This window comes from Puerhibacterium sp. TATVAM-FAB25, assembly GCF_046535855.1.
Classification (GTDB): Bacteria; Actinomycetota; Actinomycetes; order Actinomycetales; family Cellulomonadaceae; genus Puerhibacterium; species Puerhibacterium variabilis_A.
Genome location: NZ_JAXUAK010000002.1, coordinates 25,773 through 40,358 on the forward strand (window position 1 = coordinate 25,773; position 14,586 = coordinate 40,358).

General features: G+C 77.2%; 14 protein-coding genes. 6 read left to right on the forward strand and 8 right to left on the reverse strand.

Annotated elements, in window-relative coordinates:
- Positions 1-36: 36 nt before the first annotated feature.
- Positions 37-582 (forward strand): acyl-CoA thioesterase, encoded by a 546-nt coding sequence (locus tag U5M74_RS02440; protein ID WP_410905825.1) that lies wholly within the window; start codon positions 37-39, stop codon positions 580-582.
- Between the two features lie 80 nt (positions 583-662).
- Here U5M74_RS02440 and U5M74_RS02445 read toward each other — a convergent pair whose 3' ends face one another.
- Positions 663-2,066, reverse strand: coding sequence for a M20/M25/M40 family metallo-hydrolase (locus U5M74_RS02445; RefSeq protein WP_410905827.1), 1,404 nt, complete (start codon positions 2,064-2,066; stop codon positions 663-665).
- Between the two features lie 106 nt (positions 2,067-2,172).
- Between U5M74_RS02445 and U5M74_RS02450 the strand changes: the two genes are divergently transcribed.
- Entirely contained in the window at positions 2,173-2,778 is a 606-nt protein-coding gene (locus U5M74_RS02450; protein WP_410905829.1) for a DUF3043 domain-containing protein, read from the forward strand.
- A gap of 109 nt (positions 2,779-2,887) precedes the next feature.
- Complete coding sequence (locus U5M74_RS02455) at positions 2,888-3,901, forward strand: aldo/keto reductase family protein (RefSeq protein WP_410905831.1); 1,014 nt, start codon at positions 2,888-2,890, stop codon at positions 3,899-3,901.
- A gap of 92 nt (positions 3,902-3,993) precedes the next feature.
- On the opposite strand, the gene U5M74_RS02460 is transcribed toward U5M74_RS02455, so the two are convergent.
- Positions 3,994-4,638: a YczE/YyaS/YitT family protein gene (locus U5M74_RS02460; RefSeq protein ID WP_410905833.1), complete on the reverse strand. Its 645-nt coding sequence runs from the start codon at positions 4,636-4,638 to the stop codon at positions 3,994-3,996.
- A gap of 62 nt (positions 4,639-4,700) precedes the next feature.
- On the opposite strand from U5M74_RS02460, the gene U5M74_RS02465 reads away from it, so the two are divergent.
- Positions 4,701-6,188, forward strand: coding sequence for a PLP-dependent aminotransferase family protein (locus U5M74_RS02465; protein WP_410905835.1), 1,488 nt, complete (start codon positions 4,701-4,703; stop codon positions 6,186-6,188).
- Positions 6,189-6,237: 49 nt separating this feature from the next.
- Here U5M74_RS02465 and U5M74_RS02470 read toward each other — a convergent pair whose 3' ends face one another.
- The 4 genes from U5M74_RS02470 to U5M74_RS02485 are packed head-to-tail and all read right to left on the reverse strand — an operon-like array spanning position 6,238 to position 8,398.
- Positions 6,238-6,453, reverse strand: a complete 216-nt coding sequence (locus U5M74_RS02470) for a hypothetical protein (protein ID WP_410905837.1) — start codon at positions 6,451-6,453, stop codon at positions 6,238-6,240.
- The gene (locus U5M74_RS02475) at positions 6,450-7,532 is read right to left on the reverse strand and encodes a quinone-dependent dihydroorotate dehydrogenase (protein WP_410905839.1); all 1,083 of its coding nucleotides are present in this window, start codon (positions 7,530-7,532) and stop codon (positions 6,450-6,452) included. The genes U5M74_RS02470 and U5M74_RS02475 overlap by 4 nt, the downstream gene beginning before the upstream one ends.
- Before the next feature lie 3 nt (positions 7,533-7,535).
- Positions 7,536-8,042: a hypothetical protein gene (locus tag U5M74_RS02480; protein WP_410905841.1), complete on the reverse strand. Its 507-nt coding sequence runs from the start codon at positions 8,040-8,042 to the stop codon at positions 7,536-7,538.
- The gene (locus tag U5M74_RS02485; RefSeq protein ID WP_410905843.1) at positions 8,039-8,398 is read right to left on the reverse strand and encodes a hypothetical protein; all 360 of its coding nucleotides are present in this window, start codon (positions 8,396-8,398) and stop codon (positions 8,039-8,041) included. The genes U5M74_RS02480 and U5M74_RS02485 overlap by 4 nt, the downstream gene beginning before the upstream one ends.
- 74 nt (positions 8,399-8,472) lie before the next feature.
- Here U5M74_RS02485 and U5M74_RS02490 point away from each other — a divergent pair, with 74 nt between their 5' ends.
- Entirely contained in the window at positions 8,473-9,975 is a 1,503-nt protein-coding gene (locus U5M74_RS02490; RefSeq protein WP_410905845.1) for a leucyl aminopeptidase, read from the forward strand.
- A gap of 72 nt (positions 9,976-10,047) precedes the next feature.
- Here U5M74_RS02490 and U5M74_RS02495 read toward each other — a convergent pair whose 3' ends face one another.
- On the reverse strand, positions 10,048-10,815 hold the full coding sequence (locus U5M74_RS02495; protein WP_410905847.1) for a class I SAM-dependent methyltransferase: 768 nt from the start codon (positions 10,813-10,815) through the stop codon (positions 10,048-10,050).
- Positions 10,816-11,117: 302 nt separating this feature from the next.
- Here U5M74_RS02495 and sucB point away from each other — a divergent pair, with 302 nt between their 5' ends.
- The gene (gene sucB / locus U5M74_RS02500) at positions 11,118-12,995 is read left to right on the forward strand and encodes a 2-oxoglutarate dehydrogenase, E2 component, dihydrolipoamide succinyltransferase (protein ID WP_410905849.1); all 1,878 of its coding nucleotides are present in this window, start codon (positions 11,118-11,120) and stop codon (positions 12,993-12,995) included.
- A 131-nt stretch (positions 12,996-13,126) separates the two neighbouring features.
- On the opposite strand, the gene U5M74_RS02505 is transcribed toward sucB, so the two are convergent.
- A complete protein-coding gene (locus U5M74_RS02505) occupies positions 13,127-14,572 on the reverse strand; it encodes a hypothetical protein (RefSeq protein ID WP_410905851.1) in 1,446 nt (481 codons plus the stop codon).
- Between the last annotated feature and the right edge of the window lie 14 nt (positions 14,573-14,586).

The window sequence follows — 14,586 nt, forward strand, 5'->3', positions numbered from 1 at the left end:
CCTGGTACCGCCGGTCGCGGGTAGTACCCTGCCCGCGTGACGCGAACACTGCAGCTCGCCCTGGCGTCCTACCGGCCGCGCCGGCCCGTCCCGGGCCAGGGGGTCCTCGACCCGTCGGTCACCACGATGCGGGTGCACCCGCTGGACCTGGACCTGTACATGCACGTCAACAACGGCGTGTACCTGCAGATGATGGACGTGGCGCGCGCCAACTACATCGCCGACCTCGACGGCTACCGCCGCATGGGCGACCGGCGCTGGTACCCCGTCGTGGCGGCGTCCACCGTCAAGTACCGGCGCTCCCTGCGGCTGTGGGACCGGTTCACCATCACCACCCGCCTGCTGGGCTGGGACCCGCGCGTGGTCTACCTCGAGCAGGTCTTCGCCAAGGACGGCGAGCAGTACGCGACCGCCTGGGTGGCCGCGCGCTTCCTGGGACCGCACGGGGAGCGCGTGCCGGCGCCCGACGTCGTCGCCCTCATGGGCGGCGACGCCCTCGAGCACCGTCCCGAGCTGCCGGCCGAGGTCGCCGCCTGGGCGCGCTCGGTGGACGTGGCGCACCGCGACACGCTGCCGCGCTGAGCGACCCGCTCGGACCGCGGACGCCGCGGGGCGGCCTCACCGTGCGGCGAGGCCGCCCCGCGGCGTCGGCGGTCCCGGGGTCAGAGCCCCTCGGCGACCCTGCGCAGCAGCAGCGCCTCGGCGAGCACGACCTTGCGCAGCTCGCCCAGGTGCACCGACTCGTCCGCGCCGTGCGCCCGGGAGTCGGGGTCCTCGACGCCCGTCACCAGGATCGCGGCGTCGGGGAACACCTCGAGCAGGTCGGCGATGAACGGGATGGAGCCGCCCACGCCGATGTCGACCGGCTCGGTGCCCCACGCGGCGGTGAACGCCGCGCGGGCCGCGCGCATCGCCGCCGTGTCGCCCGGCGCGAGGAACGGCTTGCCCGCCTCCCAGCGCGTCCAGGTGACCCGGGCGCCCGCCGGCGCGTGCGCGGCCAGGTGGTCGGCCAGGGCGCGGTCGGCCGCGGCGGGGTCCTGCCCCGGCGCGAGCCGCAGCGAGAGCTTCGCGCGGGAGCGCGGCGCGATCGTGTTCGACGCGTGCGCCACGGAGACGGCGTCGATGCCGATGACGCTCAGCGCGGGCTTGGTCCACAGCCGGCCCGCGATGGTGCCCTCGCCGGCGAGGGCGAGGCCGTCGAGCACGGTGGCGTCGGCGCGGAACTGCGCCTCGTCGTAGTCGACCTCCGGCTCCGGGGCGACCGCGAGCCCCTCGACGGCGACGTTGCCCGCCTCGTCGTGCAGCGTGGCGAGCAGGCGCGCGAGCTGGACGTTCGCGTCGAGGACCGGCCCGCCGAACATGCCGGAGTGCCCGGCGTGCTCGAGCACCTCGACCTCGACGACGCCGTCGACGAGGCCGCGCAGCGACGTCGTGAGCGCCGGGGTGCCGACCTTCCAGTTGGTGGAGTCGGCGACGACGATGACGTCCGCGCGCAGCAGCTCGCGGTGGTCGGTGAGGAACTGGTGGAACGACGGCGAGCCGGACTCCTCCTCGCCCTCGACGAACACCGTGACGCCCACGGGCGTCTCGTCGCCCGCCGCGGCGAGCCCGCCGAGCGCGCGCAGGGCGCCGACGTGCGCCGCGATGCCCGCCTTGTCGTCCGCGGCGCCGCGGCCGTAGAGGCGCTCGCCGACCTGCACCGGCTGGAACGGGTCGGTGGTCCAGCCCTCCCCCGGCGGCTGCACGTCGTGGTGCGCGTAGAGCAGCACCGCCGGGGCGCCGGCGGGCGCGGGGCGGCGGGCGACGACGGCGGGCGCGCCGGGCGTGCCGTCGGGCCGGGCCGAGCGCAGGATCTGCACCTCGGGCAGCCCGGCGTCGCGCAGCAGCGCGGCGACGGCCTCGGCGGAGGCCTCGACGTGGGCCTGGTCGAAGGCCGCCGCGGAGACGCTCGGGACGCGCACGAGGTCCTCGAGGTCGGCCTGCAGGGCGGGGAACAGCGCCTCGACGCGCTCGCGCAGCGCGTCGACGTCGTCCCTGGTGGTGTCGTCGGTGGTCGTGTCGGTCACGGGGACACGCTACCGGCGGCCGACGCCGTCCGGCCGCCCTGCCGCCCGCCGTCCGGGCGCCGGTAGGGCGGCCCGCGACGCGCCCGCGCTCGACTACCCTGGGAGCGTGTTCTCCCGCAACAAGGCCGCCACGCCCGCGGCGCCCGACCCCGTGACCGAGGCCGCGAAGATCGAGCAGACCGGCGCGCCGTCGAGCGGCAAGGGCCGCCCCACGCCCCGGCGCAGCGAGGCCGAGGCCCGCAACCGGCGCCCGCTGGTGCCGGCCGACCGCAAGGGCGCGGCCAAGGCCGCGCGCGAGCGCCAGCGCGAGGAGCGCGCCCGCCAGTACAAGGCGATGCAGGAGGGCGACGAGCGCTACATGCCGCCGCGCGACAAGGGCGCGCAGCGGCGGTACGTGCGCGACTACGTCGACGCCCGCTGGAACATCGCGGAGTTCTTCCTGCCGGTCGCGCTCGTGTTCGTGCTGGTGAACTTCGCCGTCACGCAGCTGCCCGTGCTGGCGTTGTACGTGCTCATCGCGCTGTACGCCGTCGTCCTGATCGCGATCGGCGACTCGGTCCTCATGTGGCAGCGCCTCAAGCGCAGGCTGCAGGCGCGGTTCGGCATCGTGGAGCGCGGCACCGCCATGTACGCGATCATGCGCGCGTTCCAGATCCGCCGGTCGCGCATGCCGAAGCCGACGCACAAGAAGCACGGCGTCTGGCCCGAGTGACCCGCCCGCGGGCGCGGCCCGGCCGACGGCAGGGCCGACGGCCGGGCCGGGCTCGCCGGCCGTGACCCTGAGGCTGCGGGTCGAAACGATCCGAGGCTAGGGTGACGCCATGGTCACCTACCGCTACCTCGGCAACAGCGGCCTCAAGATCACCGAGATCACGTTCGGCAACTGGCTCACCCACGGGGGCCAGGTCGAGAACGAGACGGCGATCAAGTCCGTCCACGCGGCGCTCGACGCCGGCATCACCTCCTTCGACACGGCCGACGTCTACATGAACGGCAAGGCGGAGGAGGTCCTCGGCGAGGCGCTGCGGGGCCAGCGCCGGGAATCTGTCGAGGTGTTCACCAAGGTCTACTGGCCCACCGGCCCCGGCGGCGCCAACGACTCGGGCCTGTCCCGCAAGCACATCATGGAGTCGATCGACGGCTCGCTGCGTCGGCTCGGCACCGACTACGTCGACCTCTACCAGGCCCACCGGTACGACACCGAGACGCCGCTCGAGGAGACGATGCAGGCGTTCGCCGACGTCGTGCGCCAGGGCAAGGCCCTGTACATCGGCGTCAGCGAGTGGACCGCCGACCAGCTGCGCGCCGGGCACGCCCTGGCCAAGGAGCTCGGCATCCACCTCATCTCGTCCCAGCCGCAGTACTCGATGCTGTGGCGCGTCATCGAGCCGGAGGTCGTGCCTGCCTCCGAGGAGCTCGGCGTCTCCCAGATCGTCTGGTCGCCGATGGCGCAGGGCGTGCTGTCCGGCAAGTACCTGCCCGGCAAGGACGCCCCGGCCGGCTCCCGCGCCGCGGACAAGAACGCCTCCACCGGCGGCATCCAGCGGTTCCTCACCGACGACGTCCTCACCCGCGTCCAGCAGCTCAAGCCGGTCGCCGACGAGCTCGGCCTCACCCAGGCGCAGCTGGCCATCGCGTGGGTGCTGCAGAACCGCAACGTCGCCGCGGCGCTCGTGGGCGCCTCGCGACCGGAGCAGGTGGCGGAGAACGTCAAGGCCTCCGGCGTCGAGATCCCCGCCGAGCTCATGACCCGCATCGACGAGATCCTCGGCGACGTGGTGGTGCGCGACGCGGCCAAGACGGCCGAGAACGCCCCCAAGACCCGCCCGAGCTGACGGCCCGACCGGTCCGCCGCAGCATCGACGACGGCCCGTCCTCCTCGCGGAGGGCGGGCCGTCGTCGTGCGGGGAGCCGGCGCGGGCGGCGGTCAGCGCACGGCCGGCGCCGGCGCGGCGGGCACCGCTCGCCGCGTGGCGTCCGCGATGCCGGCCGGCGCGAGCCAGCGGGCCGCGACCTGCACCACGGGGCCCACGCCGAGCGCGTAGACCACGGTGGCCCAGCCGAACGTGCCGCCGAGCGCCCAGCCGAGGGCGACGACGGACACCTCGATGAGCGTCTTGACCCACCGCACCGACCACCCCGTGCGGCCGACGAGGCCGGTCATCAGGCCGTCGCGCGGGCCCGGGCCGAACCGCGCCCCGATGTACGCCGCCGTGGCGGCGCCGTTGACCAGCACGCCGCCCAGGGCGAGCGCCACGCGCGCCGCCGTGCCGGGGTCGGGCAGCGTGGCCTCGAGCAGCGCGAGGAACGGGTCGACCGAGACGCCGATGACCACGACGTTGGCCACGGTGCCCACCCCGGGCCGCTGCCGCAGCGGGATCCACGCCAGCAGCACCAGCAGGCTCGACGCGACGACGACGGCGCCGAACGGCAGCCCCGTGCGCCGCACCACGCCCTGGTGCAGCACGTCCCAGGGCATCCCGCCGAACCCGGCGTGCAGCAGCATCGCCATCGACAGGGCGAAGGCCAGGAGGCCGAGGACGAGCTGGAGGGAGCGGCGCCACAGGTGCATGGCGACCATCCTCGTCGAAGATTGGCATGGAGATCCATAGCCAATCCGCGCACACTGGCCTCATGACCCCACCGGTGCACCGCCAGCTCTCCCCCGCCGGCGCCGTCCGGCTGCTCGGCGCGTGGCACGCGGGCGGCCCCGCGTACGCCGCCCTGGCCGACGCCCTGCGCGCCGCCGTCCTGGCCGGGACGCTGCCCCCGCACACCCGGCTGCCGAGCGAGCGGGAGCTGGCCGCCGCCCTCGGCGTCTCGCGCACGACGACGACCGCCGCGTACCACCGGCTGCGGGACCTGGGGTTCGCCGCGAGCCGCACCGGCTCCGGGACGGTCACCGTGCTGCCCCGCCCGGCGCCCGTCGCCGGTCCCGCGGGCACCCGGGAGCGCGCCGGCGACGCCCCCGTGCCCGACCCGCCGCCCGGCGCCGGACGCGCGGACCTGGTCGACCTGTCCCAGGCGACGCCGCCCGCGCCGCCGCAGCTGCACGCCGCGTACGCCCGGGCGCTCGAGGCGCTGCCGGACTACCTGGCCTCGGGCGGCTACGAGCCGCTGGGGGTGCCCGCGCTGCGGGCGGCGGTCGCCCGCCGCTGCACCGAGCGCGGCACGCCCACGACGCCCGACCAGGTGCTGGTCACCACCGGCGCCCAGCACGCGCTGGCGCTGCTGGCGGGCACGTTCCTGCGGCCGCGGGACGTGGCCCTCACGCAGTCGCCCACGTACGTCCACGCGGTGCAGGCGCTGCGCGACGCCGGGGCCCGCGTGGCCGGCGTGCCGGTGCCGCCGGCCGACGGGCCGCGCGCCGCGCCGTTCGACGTCGAGCTCCTGGAGTCGACGGTGCGGCGGCTGCGCCCGCGGCTGGTCTACCTCGTACCGGACTTCCACAACCCCACCGGCCGGTCGCTCACCCCGGCCGAGCGGGTCGCGGTCCGGCACGTCGCCGACCGGCACGGCGTGACGGTCGTGGCGGACGAGACGCTCAGCGAGCTGGCGCTCGACGGTCCGGGCGGCGGGCCCGCCGGCGACGACGACGTGCCGCCGCCCCTGGCTGGCGACGGGGCGTCGCCGCACGTGGTGACGGTGGGCTCGGCGTCGAAGGCGTTCTGGGGCGGCCTGCGGATCGGCTGGGTGCGCGCGCACCCCGACGTGCTCGCCCAGCTCGCCCGCACGCGGGCCGCCGTGGACATCGCCAGCCCGCTGCTCGAGCAGCTCGCCGTCGCCGAGCTGCTCGGCGTCCGGGCACAGGTGCTCGCAGGGCGGCGGGCGCTGCTGCGCGAGCGGCGCGACACGCTCGTCGCCGCCCTGCGCGAGCACCTGCCGGCGTGGACGGTCGCGGCGCCGCCCGGCGGGCTGTGCGTGTGGGCCGGGCTGGGGCGCCCGCTGGCGCAGGCCTTCGCCGCCGCGGCGGCGGCCGAGGGCGTGCTCGTCAACGCGGGACCGACCCTGACACCCGACGGCGGGAGCGCCGACCGGGTCCGGCTGACGTTCACCCGTGACCCGGCCGAGCTGGAGCGGGCGGTGCCCCGCCTCGCGCGGGCGTGGGCGCGGGTGTCCTGACGTGCCGGCCCGGCCGGAGGTCAGGCGCGGGGTCGGGCGGGCGCGGCCGTCACGCCGGGAACCGGACGGCCGGCCCCGCGGGCTCCCCACGGTGGAGCAGCTGCGCCCGCGCCACCCCGGCCCCGGCCAGGGCGCGCCAGTGCTCCCCCAGCCACTGCTCGGCGTCGAACTGCACCGTGAACACCGGGCTGAGCGTGCCCGACGCCGGGCGGTCGGCGGCGTCGGTCAGCGCCCACTCCCACTCGGGGCGCACGACGCCGCTCACGCCGGTGCGCCCTGCGCGGTGCGGCGGGCGTCGGCGGCCAGCGCACGGTTCAGCCGTGAGGGCCACAGCGGGCCCTCGTAGACGAACCCCGTGTAGCCCTGGACCAGGTCCGCGCCGGCGCGCAGGTACGCCCGGGCGTCGTCCGCCGTGGTGATGCCGCCGCACCCGATGATTGCCGGGCCCGCGCCGAGGCGGGCGCGCAGGCGGGTGACCACCTCGAGGCCGCGGCCGAGCAGCGGCGGGCCGGACAGACCGCCGGGCCCGAGCTCGTGCCGGACCGTCGTGTTCACGGCCGCGACCCCGTCCAGGCCGAGCTCGAGCGCGAGGTCGGCCGCGGCGTCGACGTCCTCGTCGGCCAGGTCGGGGGCGATCTTCACCAGCAGCGGCACGCGCGCCACCCCGGCTTCGCCGGTCGCAGCGTCGGCGGCCTCGCGGGCGGCGGTGAGGATCGGCCGCAGCTCGGCGGTGGTCTGCAGGTCGCGCAGGCCGGGGGTGTTCGGCGACGAGACGTTCACGACGAGGTAGTCGGCGTAGGGCGCCAGCTCGCGGGCGCAGGCGGCGTAGTCGTCCGCGGCGCGCTCGGCCGGCGTCGTCTTGTTCTTGCCGATGTTCACGCCGACCCGCACGGCGCGGCCCGCGGCGGTGCTGCGCAGCCCGCGCAGCCGGTCCGCCGCCGCGGCGGCGCCCTCGTTGTTGAAGCCCATGCGATTGCGCAGCCCGCGCAGCCCGAGCTCGCGGAACATGCGCGGCGCCTCGTTGCCCGGCTGGGGGCGCGGCGTCACGGTGCCGATCTCGACGAAGCCGAACCCGAGCATGGTCAGCCCGCGCACGGCGCGGGCGTCCTTGTCGAACCCGCCCGCGAGCCCGAACGGCGCCGGGAAGGTGCGGCCGAGCACCTCGACGCTGCCGGGGCCGCCGGCCCCGCGCCCGAGGTAGGGGGCGAGCGCGCCCTGGGCGACGTCGCGCAGCACCGGGGTGCGTCCCGCGAGCTCGATGGCCCGGAAGGCCAGCCCGTGCGCCCGCTCGGGGTCCATGCCCCGGAAGACGGCGTCGAAGAAGAGGTGGTACGGCGTCGGCACGGATCAGTCCTCGGTCGTCGGGGCGGGGCGGGGCGGGGTGTCGGTCGGGGCACCGGTCGGGGCGGCGGTCTTGCGGTCGGCGGTGTCGCCGCGGCGGCGCCACAGCCACCACAGCCCCACGAACGGCAGGAGGAGCGGCACGTACCCGTAGCCCTGCCCGAAGCCGGACCACACCGTGGTCTCGCCGAAGACGTCCGGCGAGGTCAGCGACAGCGCGCCCACGGTGACGACGCCCACCGCCTCGATGGTCACCGCCACCCAGGCGACCGTGCGCCAGGCGCCGCGGCCCTTCGCCAGCGCGACCGTGGCGACCACGTAGACGACCGCCGAGAAGGTGGACAGGGAGTACGCGACCGGCGCCTCGGAGAACTTGGTCGCCAGCTCGTACGACGAGCGGCCGATCGCCGCGAACGCCAGGATCCCGTAGACCGTCACCAGCACGCGCCCGAAGCCGCGCCCGGTGCCCCGGCCCGGCCGCGCCGCGGCCCGCTGGTCGAGGACGTCGTTCATGCCGCACCCCAGATCTGCCACAACCGCCACTCGAGGAACCCGACCGTCAGCGCGGCCACGGCCAGGACGACCGAGGACCAGCGCGTGCGCTCGGCGAAGGCCCACGCCGCGGCGACGGGCAGCAGCACCAGGGCCGTGGCGTAGTAGCCCCAGAACAGCGCACCGTCCACCGACCGGCCGCCCGCCGTGAGCTGCACGGCCGCGACGACCCCCTGGACGACCAGGACGGCCTCCACGGCCGCCGCGCCGAACAGCTGCTTGAGGATGACGGCGCGGTCTCGGACCACGAACACGAGGGCCCATCCCGCGAGCGCCAGGCACAGGGCGACCGCGAGGACCAGCAGGGGGACGACCACGGCCCCGAGACTACCGGCCCTCGGACGGCCGCCCGCCGCGCGAGGCGCGCGGGGCGCGGCGATAGCATCGCGGCGTGGCTGACCTCACTCTCACCGCCAAGAACCCCACCTCCGTCAAGGCCGACGCCCTCGTGGTCGGCACGTGCTCGACGTCCGACGGCCTGGCCGTCGTGGCCGACCAGCTCCCCCAGGACCTGGTGCGCCAGCTCGAGACGCTCGCCCCGCAGCTCGGCCTGACCGGCGCCCCCGACGAGGTCCGCAGGCTGCCCGCCGGCCCCGGCGTCCAGGCGGGCGTGCTCGTGCTCACCGGCCTCGGCGAGCGGCAGGCCGACGGCACGTTCGGCGCGGAGACGCTGCGCCGCGCGGCCGGCGCCGCCCTGCGCGGGCTCGCGGGCACCGCCTCCGCCGTCGTCGCGCTGCCGACCGCCGACGAGGACGACCTGGCCGCCGTCGCCGAGGGCGCCCTGCTCGGCGCCTACGCCTTCACCCGCTACCGCGCCGGCGAGGCCGCCGCGAAGGCCGCCCCGGTGCGCAGCGTCGAGATCGCCACCCCGTTCGCCCGCAGCGCGCGGGCGAAGGCCGTCGTCGAGCGCGCCCAGGTGCTGGCCGACGCCGTGCACGGCACGCGCGACCTCGTCAACACCGCCCCCAACGACCTGTACCCGGCGACGTTCGCCGACGCGGCCCGCTCCGCCGTCAAGGAGCTGGGCGCCAAGGGCGTCAAGGTCACCGTCCTGGACGAGAAGCAGCTCGCCTCGGGTGGCTACGGCGGCATCCTGGCCGTCGGGCAGGGCTCGGCCCGGCCGCCGCGCCTGGTGAAGCTGTCGTACACGCCGTCGAAGCCGGCCACCCGCGTGGCGCTGGTGGGCAAGGGCATCACGTTCGACACCGGCGGCATCTCGCTCAAGCCGCCGGCCGGCATGCCCGCGATGACCTCCGACATGTCGGGCGCGGCCGCGGTGCTGCACACGGTGCTGGCCGCCGCGCGTCTGGGCCTGCCCGTGGCCGTGACCGGCTACCTGTGCCTGGCCGAGAACATGCCGGGCGGCAACGCTCAGCGCCCCGGCGACGTCATCACCATGAAGGGCGGCAAGACCGTCGAGGTGACCAACACCGACGCCGAGGGCCGCCTCGTGATGGGCGACGGCCTCGTCGCCGCCGTCGAGGAGGGCCACGACGTCGTGCTCGACATCGCGACCCTCACCGGCGCGCAGGTGGTGGCGCTCGGCAACCGCGTCTCGGGCGTGCTCGGCACCGACGAGGTCCGCGACGCGGTCAAGGCCGCGGCCGACGCCGTGGGCGAGCAGTTCTGGCCGATGCCGATGCCGGAGGAGCTCAAGGCCAACCTGAAGTCCAAGGTCGCGGACATGGTCAACTCCGCCAGCGACCGGGCCGGCGGCATGCTGTTCGCCGCGGTGTTCCTCAAGGAGTTCGTCGGCTCGACGCCGTGGGCGCACCTGGACATCGCGGGCCCCGCGTACAACGAGAAGGGCGCCTTCGGCTACACCCCGGCCGGCGGCACCGGCGTGGGCGTGCGCACCCTGCTCGGTTTCCTGGAGGCGGCGGGCGCCCGCTGACGGCGTCCCGCGCACGACGACGACGGCGCCGCTCCCCGCACGGGGGCGGCGCCGTCGTCGTGGTGCGGCGCCTCAGACGGGCGTGCGGCCCACCGCCCAGCGGAACGCGTTGACCAGGCGGTAGCCGCCGTCCGCGGTCCGGAACGGGCGCGCGGCGTCGAGGACGGCAGCACGCAGCCCGGCGAGCACCGGCTCGTCCTCGCCGAGGAGGATGCCCGCCACGAGCGCGTCGTCGTCCGGCGCCGTCCACGGCACTGGCGCGAGGCCGGCGTCGACCACGTCGAACCCGGCGTGCTCGAGCGCGGCCTCGAGGCCGCCCGGCAGGCGCAGCGGCCCGTCGGTGGGCGGGTCGTCGTCCAGCGCCGCGGCGACGGCCCGCTCCACGGCGTCGACGTCGTTGCGCGCCCGCTCGGCCCAGCCCGCCAGGGCGAGCGCCCCGCCGGGCACCAGGACGCGGGCGGCCTCGTCGAGCGCCTCCTCCGGGTCGGCGAGCTGCAGCGCGTTGACCGCCGTGACGACGTCGAACGCGCCGTCGGCGAAGGGCAGGTCCTCGAACGGGGCGCACACCACGTCGGCGTCCGGGGCGCGCCGGCGGGCGAGCCGCACCATCCCGGGTGCCGGGTCGACGCCGGCAGGCCGCGCGCCGCCGGCGGCGAGCCGCTCCAGCAGCTCGCCGGTGCCGCACCCGACGTCGAGCACGCGGCTGCCCGGCCGGACGCCGGCCGCGGCGAGCAGCGGGTCCCACACGGGCCGCGCGAAGGTGCCCCAGGCCCGGGCCCAGCCCTCGGCGACCGTCGACCAGGGGTCCGCCGGGCCGGGCGGGTCGGGTGGTTCCGTCATGCCCCGACGGTAGCCGCGCCCACGCCCCCGGTGCTCGCCCGCAGCGCCTGCCGGGCGCTCGCCGGGCGCCCGCCGGGCGCCCAACTGGGCCGCCCACCTGCGGCACCGTCGCGCCCGGCTCGCTACCCTGTGCGTGCCGGGTGCGCCGCCGCGCCGAGCACGGACCTTGTACCCAGCGTCACAGCGGTGTGGCGGACGACTGAATGGGAAGCCGTCGCCGGAAGTGACAAGATGACACGCAGTGCCCGCGTGCACCAGGCCCGCCGCGCCTGACCGATCGATCGAAGGAGACCCCACAGGTCATGTCTGAGAACGTGCAGCTGCCCGCCCTGGGCGAGTCCGTCACCGAGGGCACCGTCACCCGCTGGCTCAAGCAGGTCGGCGACACGGTCGAGGTCGACGAGCCGCTGCTCGAGGTCTCCACCGACAAGGTCGACACCGAGATCCCCTCGCCGATCGCGGGCGTGCTCGAGCAGATCCTGGTCGAGGAGGACGACACCGTCGAGGTGGGCGCCACCCTGGCCGTGATCGGCGACGGCTCCGGCGGCGGAGCCGCCTCCGGCACGCCCGCCGCCGAGCAGGCCCCGGCCGAGCCGACCCCCGCCCAGGCGGAGGAGCCGGCCGCCGAGACCGCCCCCGGCCCGGAGGCGTCGCAGGAGTCCGCGCCCGCCGAGCAGCCCCGCGAGCAGCCGGCGCCGCAGGCGGAGTCCGCCCCGACCGGTGGTGGCGAGGGCACCGAGGTCACGCTCCCCGCGCTCGGCGAGTCCGTCACCGAGGGCACCGTGACGCGCTGGCTCAAGCAGGTCGGCGACACCGTCGAGGTCGACGAGGCCCTGCTCGAGGTCTCCACCGACAAGGTCGACACCGAGATCCCGTCGCCGGTCGCCGGCACGGTGCAGCAGATCCTGGTCGACGAGGACGACACGGTCGAGGTCGGCGCCGTGCTGGCGATCGTGGGCTCCGGCGCCGCCGCGCCGGCCGAGGCCGCCCCGGCCCCCACGGAGCAGCCCGCCGCGGTGCAGCCCGCCGCCGAGCAGCCCGCCGCCGAACAGCCGGCCGCCGAGCAGGCGCCGGCGCCCTCGGAGCCGGCCGACACCTCGGAGCAGCCGCAGGCCCCGCAGCAGCAGGCCCCGCAGCAGCAGGGCACGCAGGAGCAGGGCACGCAGGAGCAGGCCGCGGCCCCGGCCGCGCAGCCCGCCCCGGCGCAGCCCGCCCCGGCGCAGGAGGCCCCGAAGCAGGAGACCGGCAAGTCCTACCTGACCCCGCTCGTGCGCAAGCTCGCCGCGGAGAAGGGCGTGGACATCTCGACGGTCACCGGCACCGGCGTCGGCGGCCGCGTCCGCAAGGAGGACGTGCTCGCCGCGGCCGAGAAGGCCGCCCAGCCGGCTCCGGCCGCCGCCCCGGCCGAGGCCCCCGCGGCGCCGAGGACCGCCTCCACCGTGCCGCCGGTCTCGCCGCTGCGCGGCACCACCGAGAAGATGTCCCGCCTGCGCAAGATCGTGGCGGAGCGCATGGTCGAGGCCCTGCAGACGCAGGCCCAGCTCACCACGGTGGTCGAGGTCGACGTCACGAAGGTCGCCAGGCTGCGCGCGAAGGCGAAGGAGTCGTTCAAGGCCCGCGAGGGTGCGAACCTCACCTTCCTGCCCTTCTACACGCTGGCCGCCGTCGAGGCGCTCAAGGCGTTCCCGAAGATCAACGCCTCGATCGACGTCGAGAAGGGCGAGGTCACCTACCACGGCTCGGAGAACGTCGGCATCGCCGTCGACACCGAGCGCGGCCTCGTGGTGCCGGTCATCAAGAACGCCGGCGACCTGAACCTGGCCGGCCTCGCGCGGCAGATCGGCGACCTCGGCGCCCGCACCCGGGCGAACAAGGTCACGCCGGACGAGCTGTCGGGCGGCACCTTCACCATCACCAACACCGGCTCGGGCGGCGCGCTCATCGACACGCCGATCGTCCCGGTGGGCCAGGTCGCCATCCTCGGCACCGGCACGCTGACCAAGCGCCCGGCCGTGGTGACCGGTCCGGACGGCGAGGACGTCATCGCGATCCGCCAGTTCGCGCACCTGTTCCTGTCGTACGACCACCGCCTGGTCGACGGCGCGGACGCCGCCCGCTTCCTCACGGCCATCAAGGCCCGCATCGAGGAGGGCGCGTTCGAGTCCGAGGTCGGCCTCTGACGGTCGGCTGACCGCGCCGGCCCGGCTCAGGCCGCCGGCACGACGCCCGCACGACGACGGCGCCCGGTCCCCTGGTGGGGCCGGGCGCCGTCGTCGTCCCCGCGACGCCGTCGCAGCGGCGCGCAGCACCGTCAGGACACCGCGGCCACGCGCCACCCTGCCGCCGTCCAGCGCAGCACGAGCGTGGCGGTGCGGCGCTCGGACGCCGGCACCTGCGTCACGTCCCCGTCCGCGCCGCGCTGCTGGTGCGCCTCGACCTCGTACTCGACGCGCACGGCCGCGTCGGCGCCCGTGCCGCCGCCGTCGTCGGCGGCGTCGGCGGTGGCGTGCGCGCCGGGACCGGGGGCCACGACCTCGGCCCGGTGCACGGTCGCGCGCGGCCGCACCGGACGCGGCCCCTCGGCGGCGAGCCGGTCGCGCAGCGCCGCGTCCGCGACGTACGCGTCCGAGCCGGGCGCGGCGACCGCGCCGACGTCGCCCACCGCGCCCGCGAGCAGGTCGAGCCGGCGCTGCGTGAGCGCCGCCGCGGCGTCCGCCGGCCGCGCCTCGTCCCGGGTGGGGTCCGCCGCGACGGCCCGCGCCGGGTCGCCGCCACGACCCGCGTCGGCGCTGTGCGGCGCCGACGACACCGTCGGCCCCGCCGGCCCCGCCGACGGCCCGCCCTCCCCCACCGGTCCGGGACGCAGCTCCAGCAGGGCGCCGGTCAGCACGCCCGCGACCAGCGCCGCGCCCCCGAGCGCCACCGGCAGCCGCAGGCGACGGCTCCCCGCCCGGGAGGGCCGGGCACCGGCACGCGGCGCACGCCGGGTGGCGGCACGCCGGGTGGCGGCACGCCGGGTGGCGGCCCGCCGCGGGCGTCGCCGCGCCGGCGCGGGTGCGGGCCCGCGGGCAGCGGCCCGCGCCTCGGTGAGCGCGGCGGCGACGAGGGTGGCCGGGTCGGGCAGCCGCAGCGGGGCCGGCGGGCAAGCCTCGTGCACCCGGGCGGCCAGGGTGCCCGCCTCGGGCCGCAGGTGCGGGTCCTCGTGCCGGGCGGCCCGCAGCGCCGCGCGCAGCGCCTCGGCGTCGTCCGCCGCGCCGGCACGGTCGCCGACCGCGGCGGCGAGGGCACGCACGTCGTCGGCGGGCGACCAGCCCTCGGGCGGGAGCGCGGCCCGCGGGCGCAGCGCGGCGACGCCGTCGGGCCGGACCACGACGTCCCCGGCTGCGAGGGGGCCGTGCGCGATCCCGGCGGAGTGCAGCGCGGCGAGCGCCTGCGCCACCGCGACGAGCACCCCCGCCGACTCCGCAGCGGTGAGCCGACCGCGGGCGGCCAGGACGGTGGGCAGGTCGGCGGCGTCACCGCGGGCGTAGCGCACGTCGAGGGCGCCGGGGCGCACGGCGGCCGCGTCGCGCACCGCCACCAGGTGCGGGTGCTCGAGCCCCACGAGTGCCTCGACCCGCGCAACGAGCACGGCGCGGGCGGTCGCGTCCACCGGCACGGGCACCACCACGACGCCCGGCAGCGCCGCCAGGGCGCCGTCCGGCGTGCCGCCCGGGCCGGCCGGCTCGTGCTGCGCGCCGGGGTCGAGAGGGGTCATGCCGCCCATTCGAC

What these genes read in the sequence shown, in the direction of transcription:
- U5M74_RS02465 (WP_410905835.1), top strand. Translation starts at nt 4,701, where the DNA reads ATGACCCCACCGGTGCACCGCCAGCTCTCCCCCGCCGGCGCCGTCCGG.
- U5M74_RS02495 (WP_410905847.1), bottom strand. Translation starts at nt 10,815, where the DNA reads ATGACGGAACCACCCGACCCGCCCGGCCCGGCGGACCCCTGGTCGACG.
- sucB (WP_410905849.1), top strand. Translation starts at nt 11,118, where the DNA reads ATGTCTGAGAACGTGCAGCTGCCCGCCCTGGGCGAGTCCGTCACCGAG.
- U5M74_RS02480 (WP_410905841.1), bottom strand. Translation starts at nt 8,042, where the DNA reads ATGAACGACGTCCTCGACCAGCGGGCCGCGGCGCGGCCGGGCCGGGGC.
- U5M74_RS02460 (WP_410905833.1), bottom strand. Translation starts at nt 4,638, where the DNA reads ATGCACCTGTGGCGCCGCTCCCTCCAGCTCGTCCTCGGCCTCCTGGCC.
- U5M74_RS02455 (WP_410905831.1), top strand. Translation starts at nt 2,888, where the DNA reads ATGGTCACCTACCGCTACCTCGGCAACAGCGGCCTCAAGATCACCGAG.
- U5M74_RS02505 (WP_410905851.1), bottom strand. Translation starts at nt 14,572, where the DNA reads ATGACCCCTCTCGACCCCGGCGCGCAGCACGAGCCGGCCGGCCCGGGC.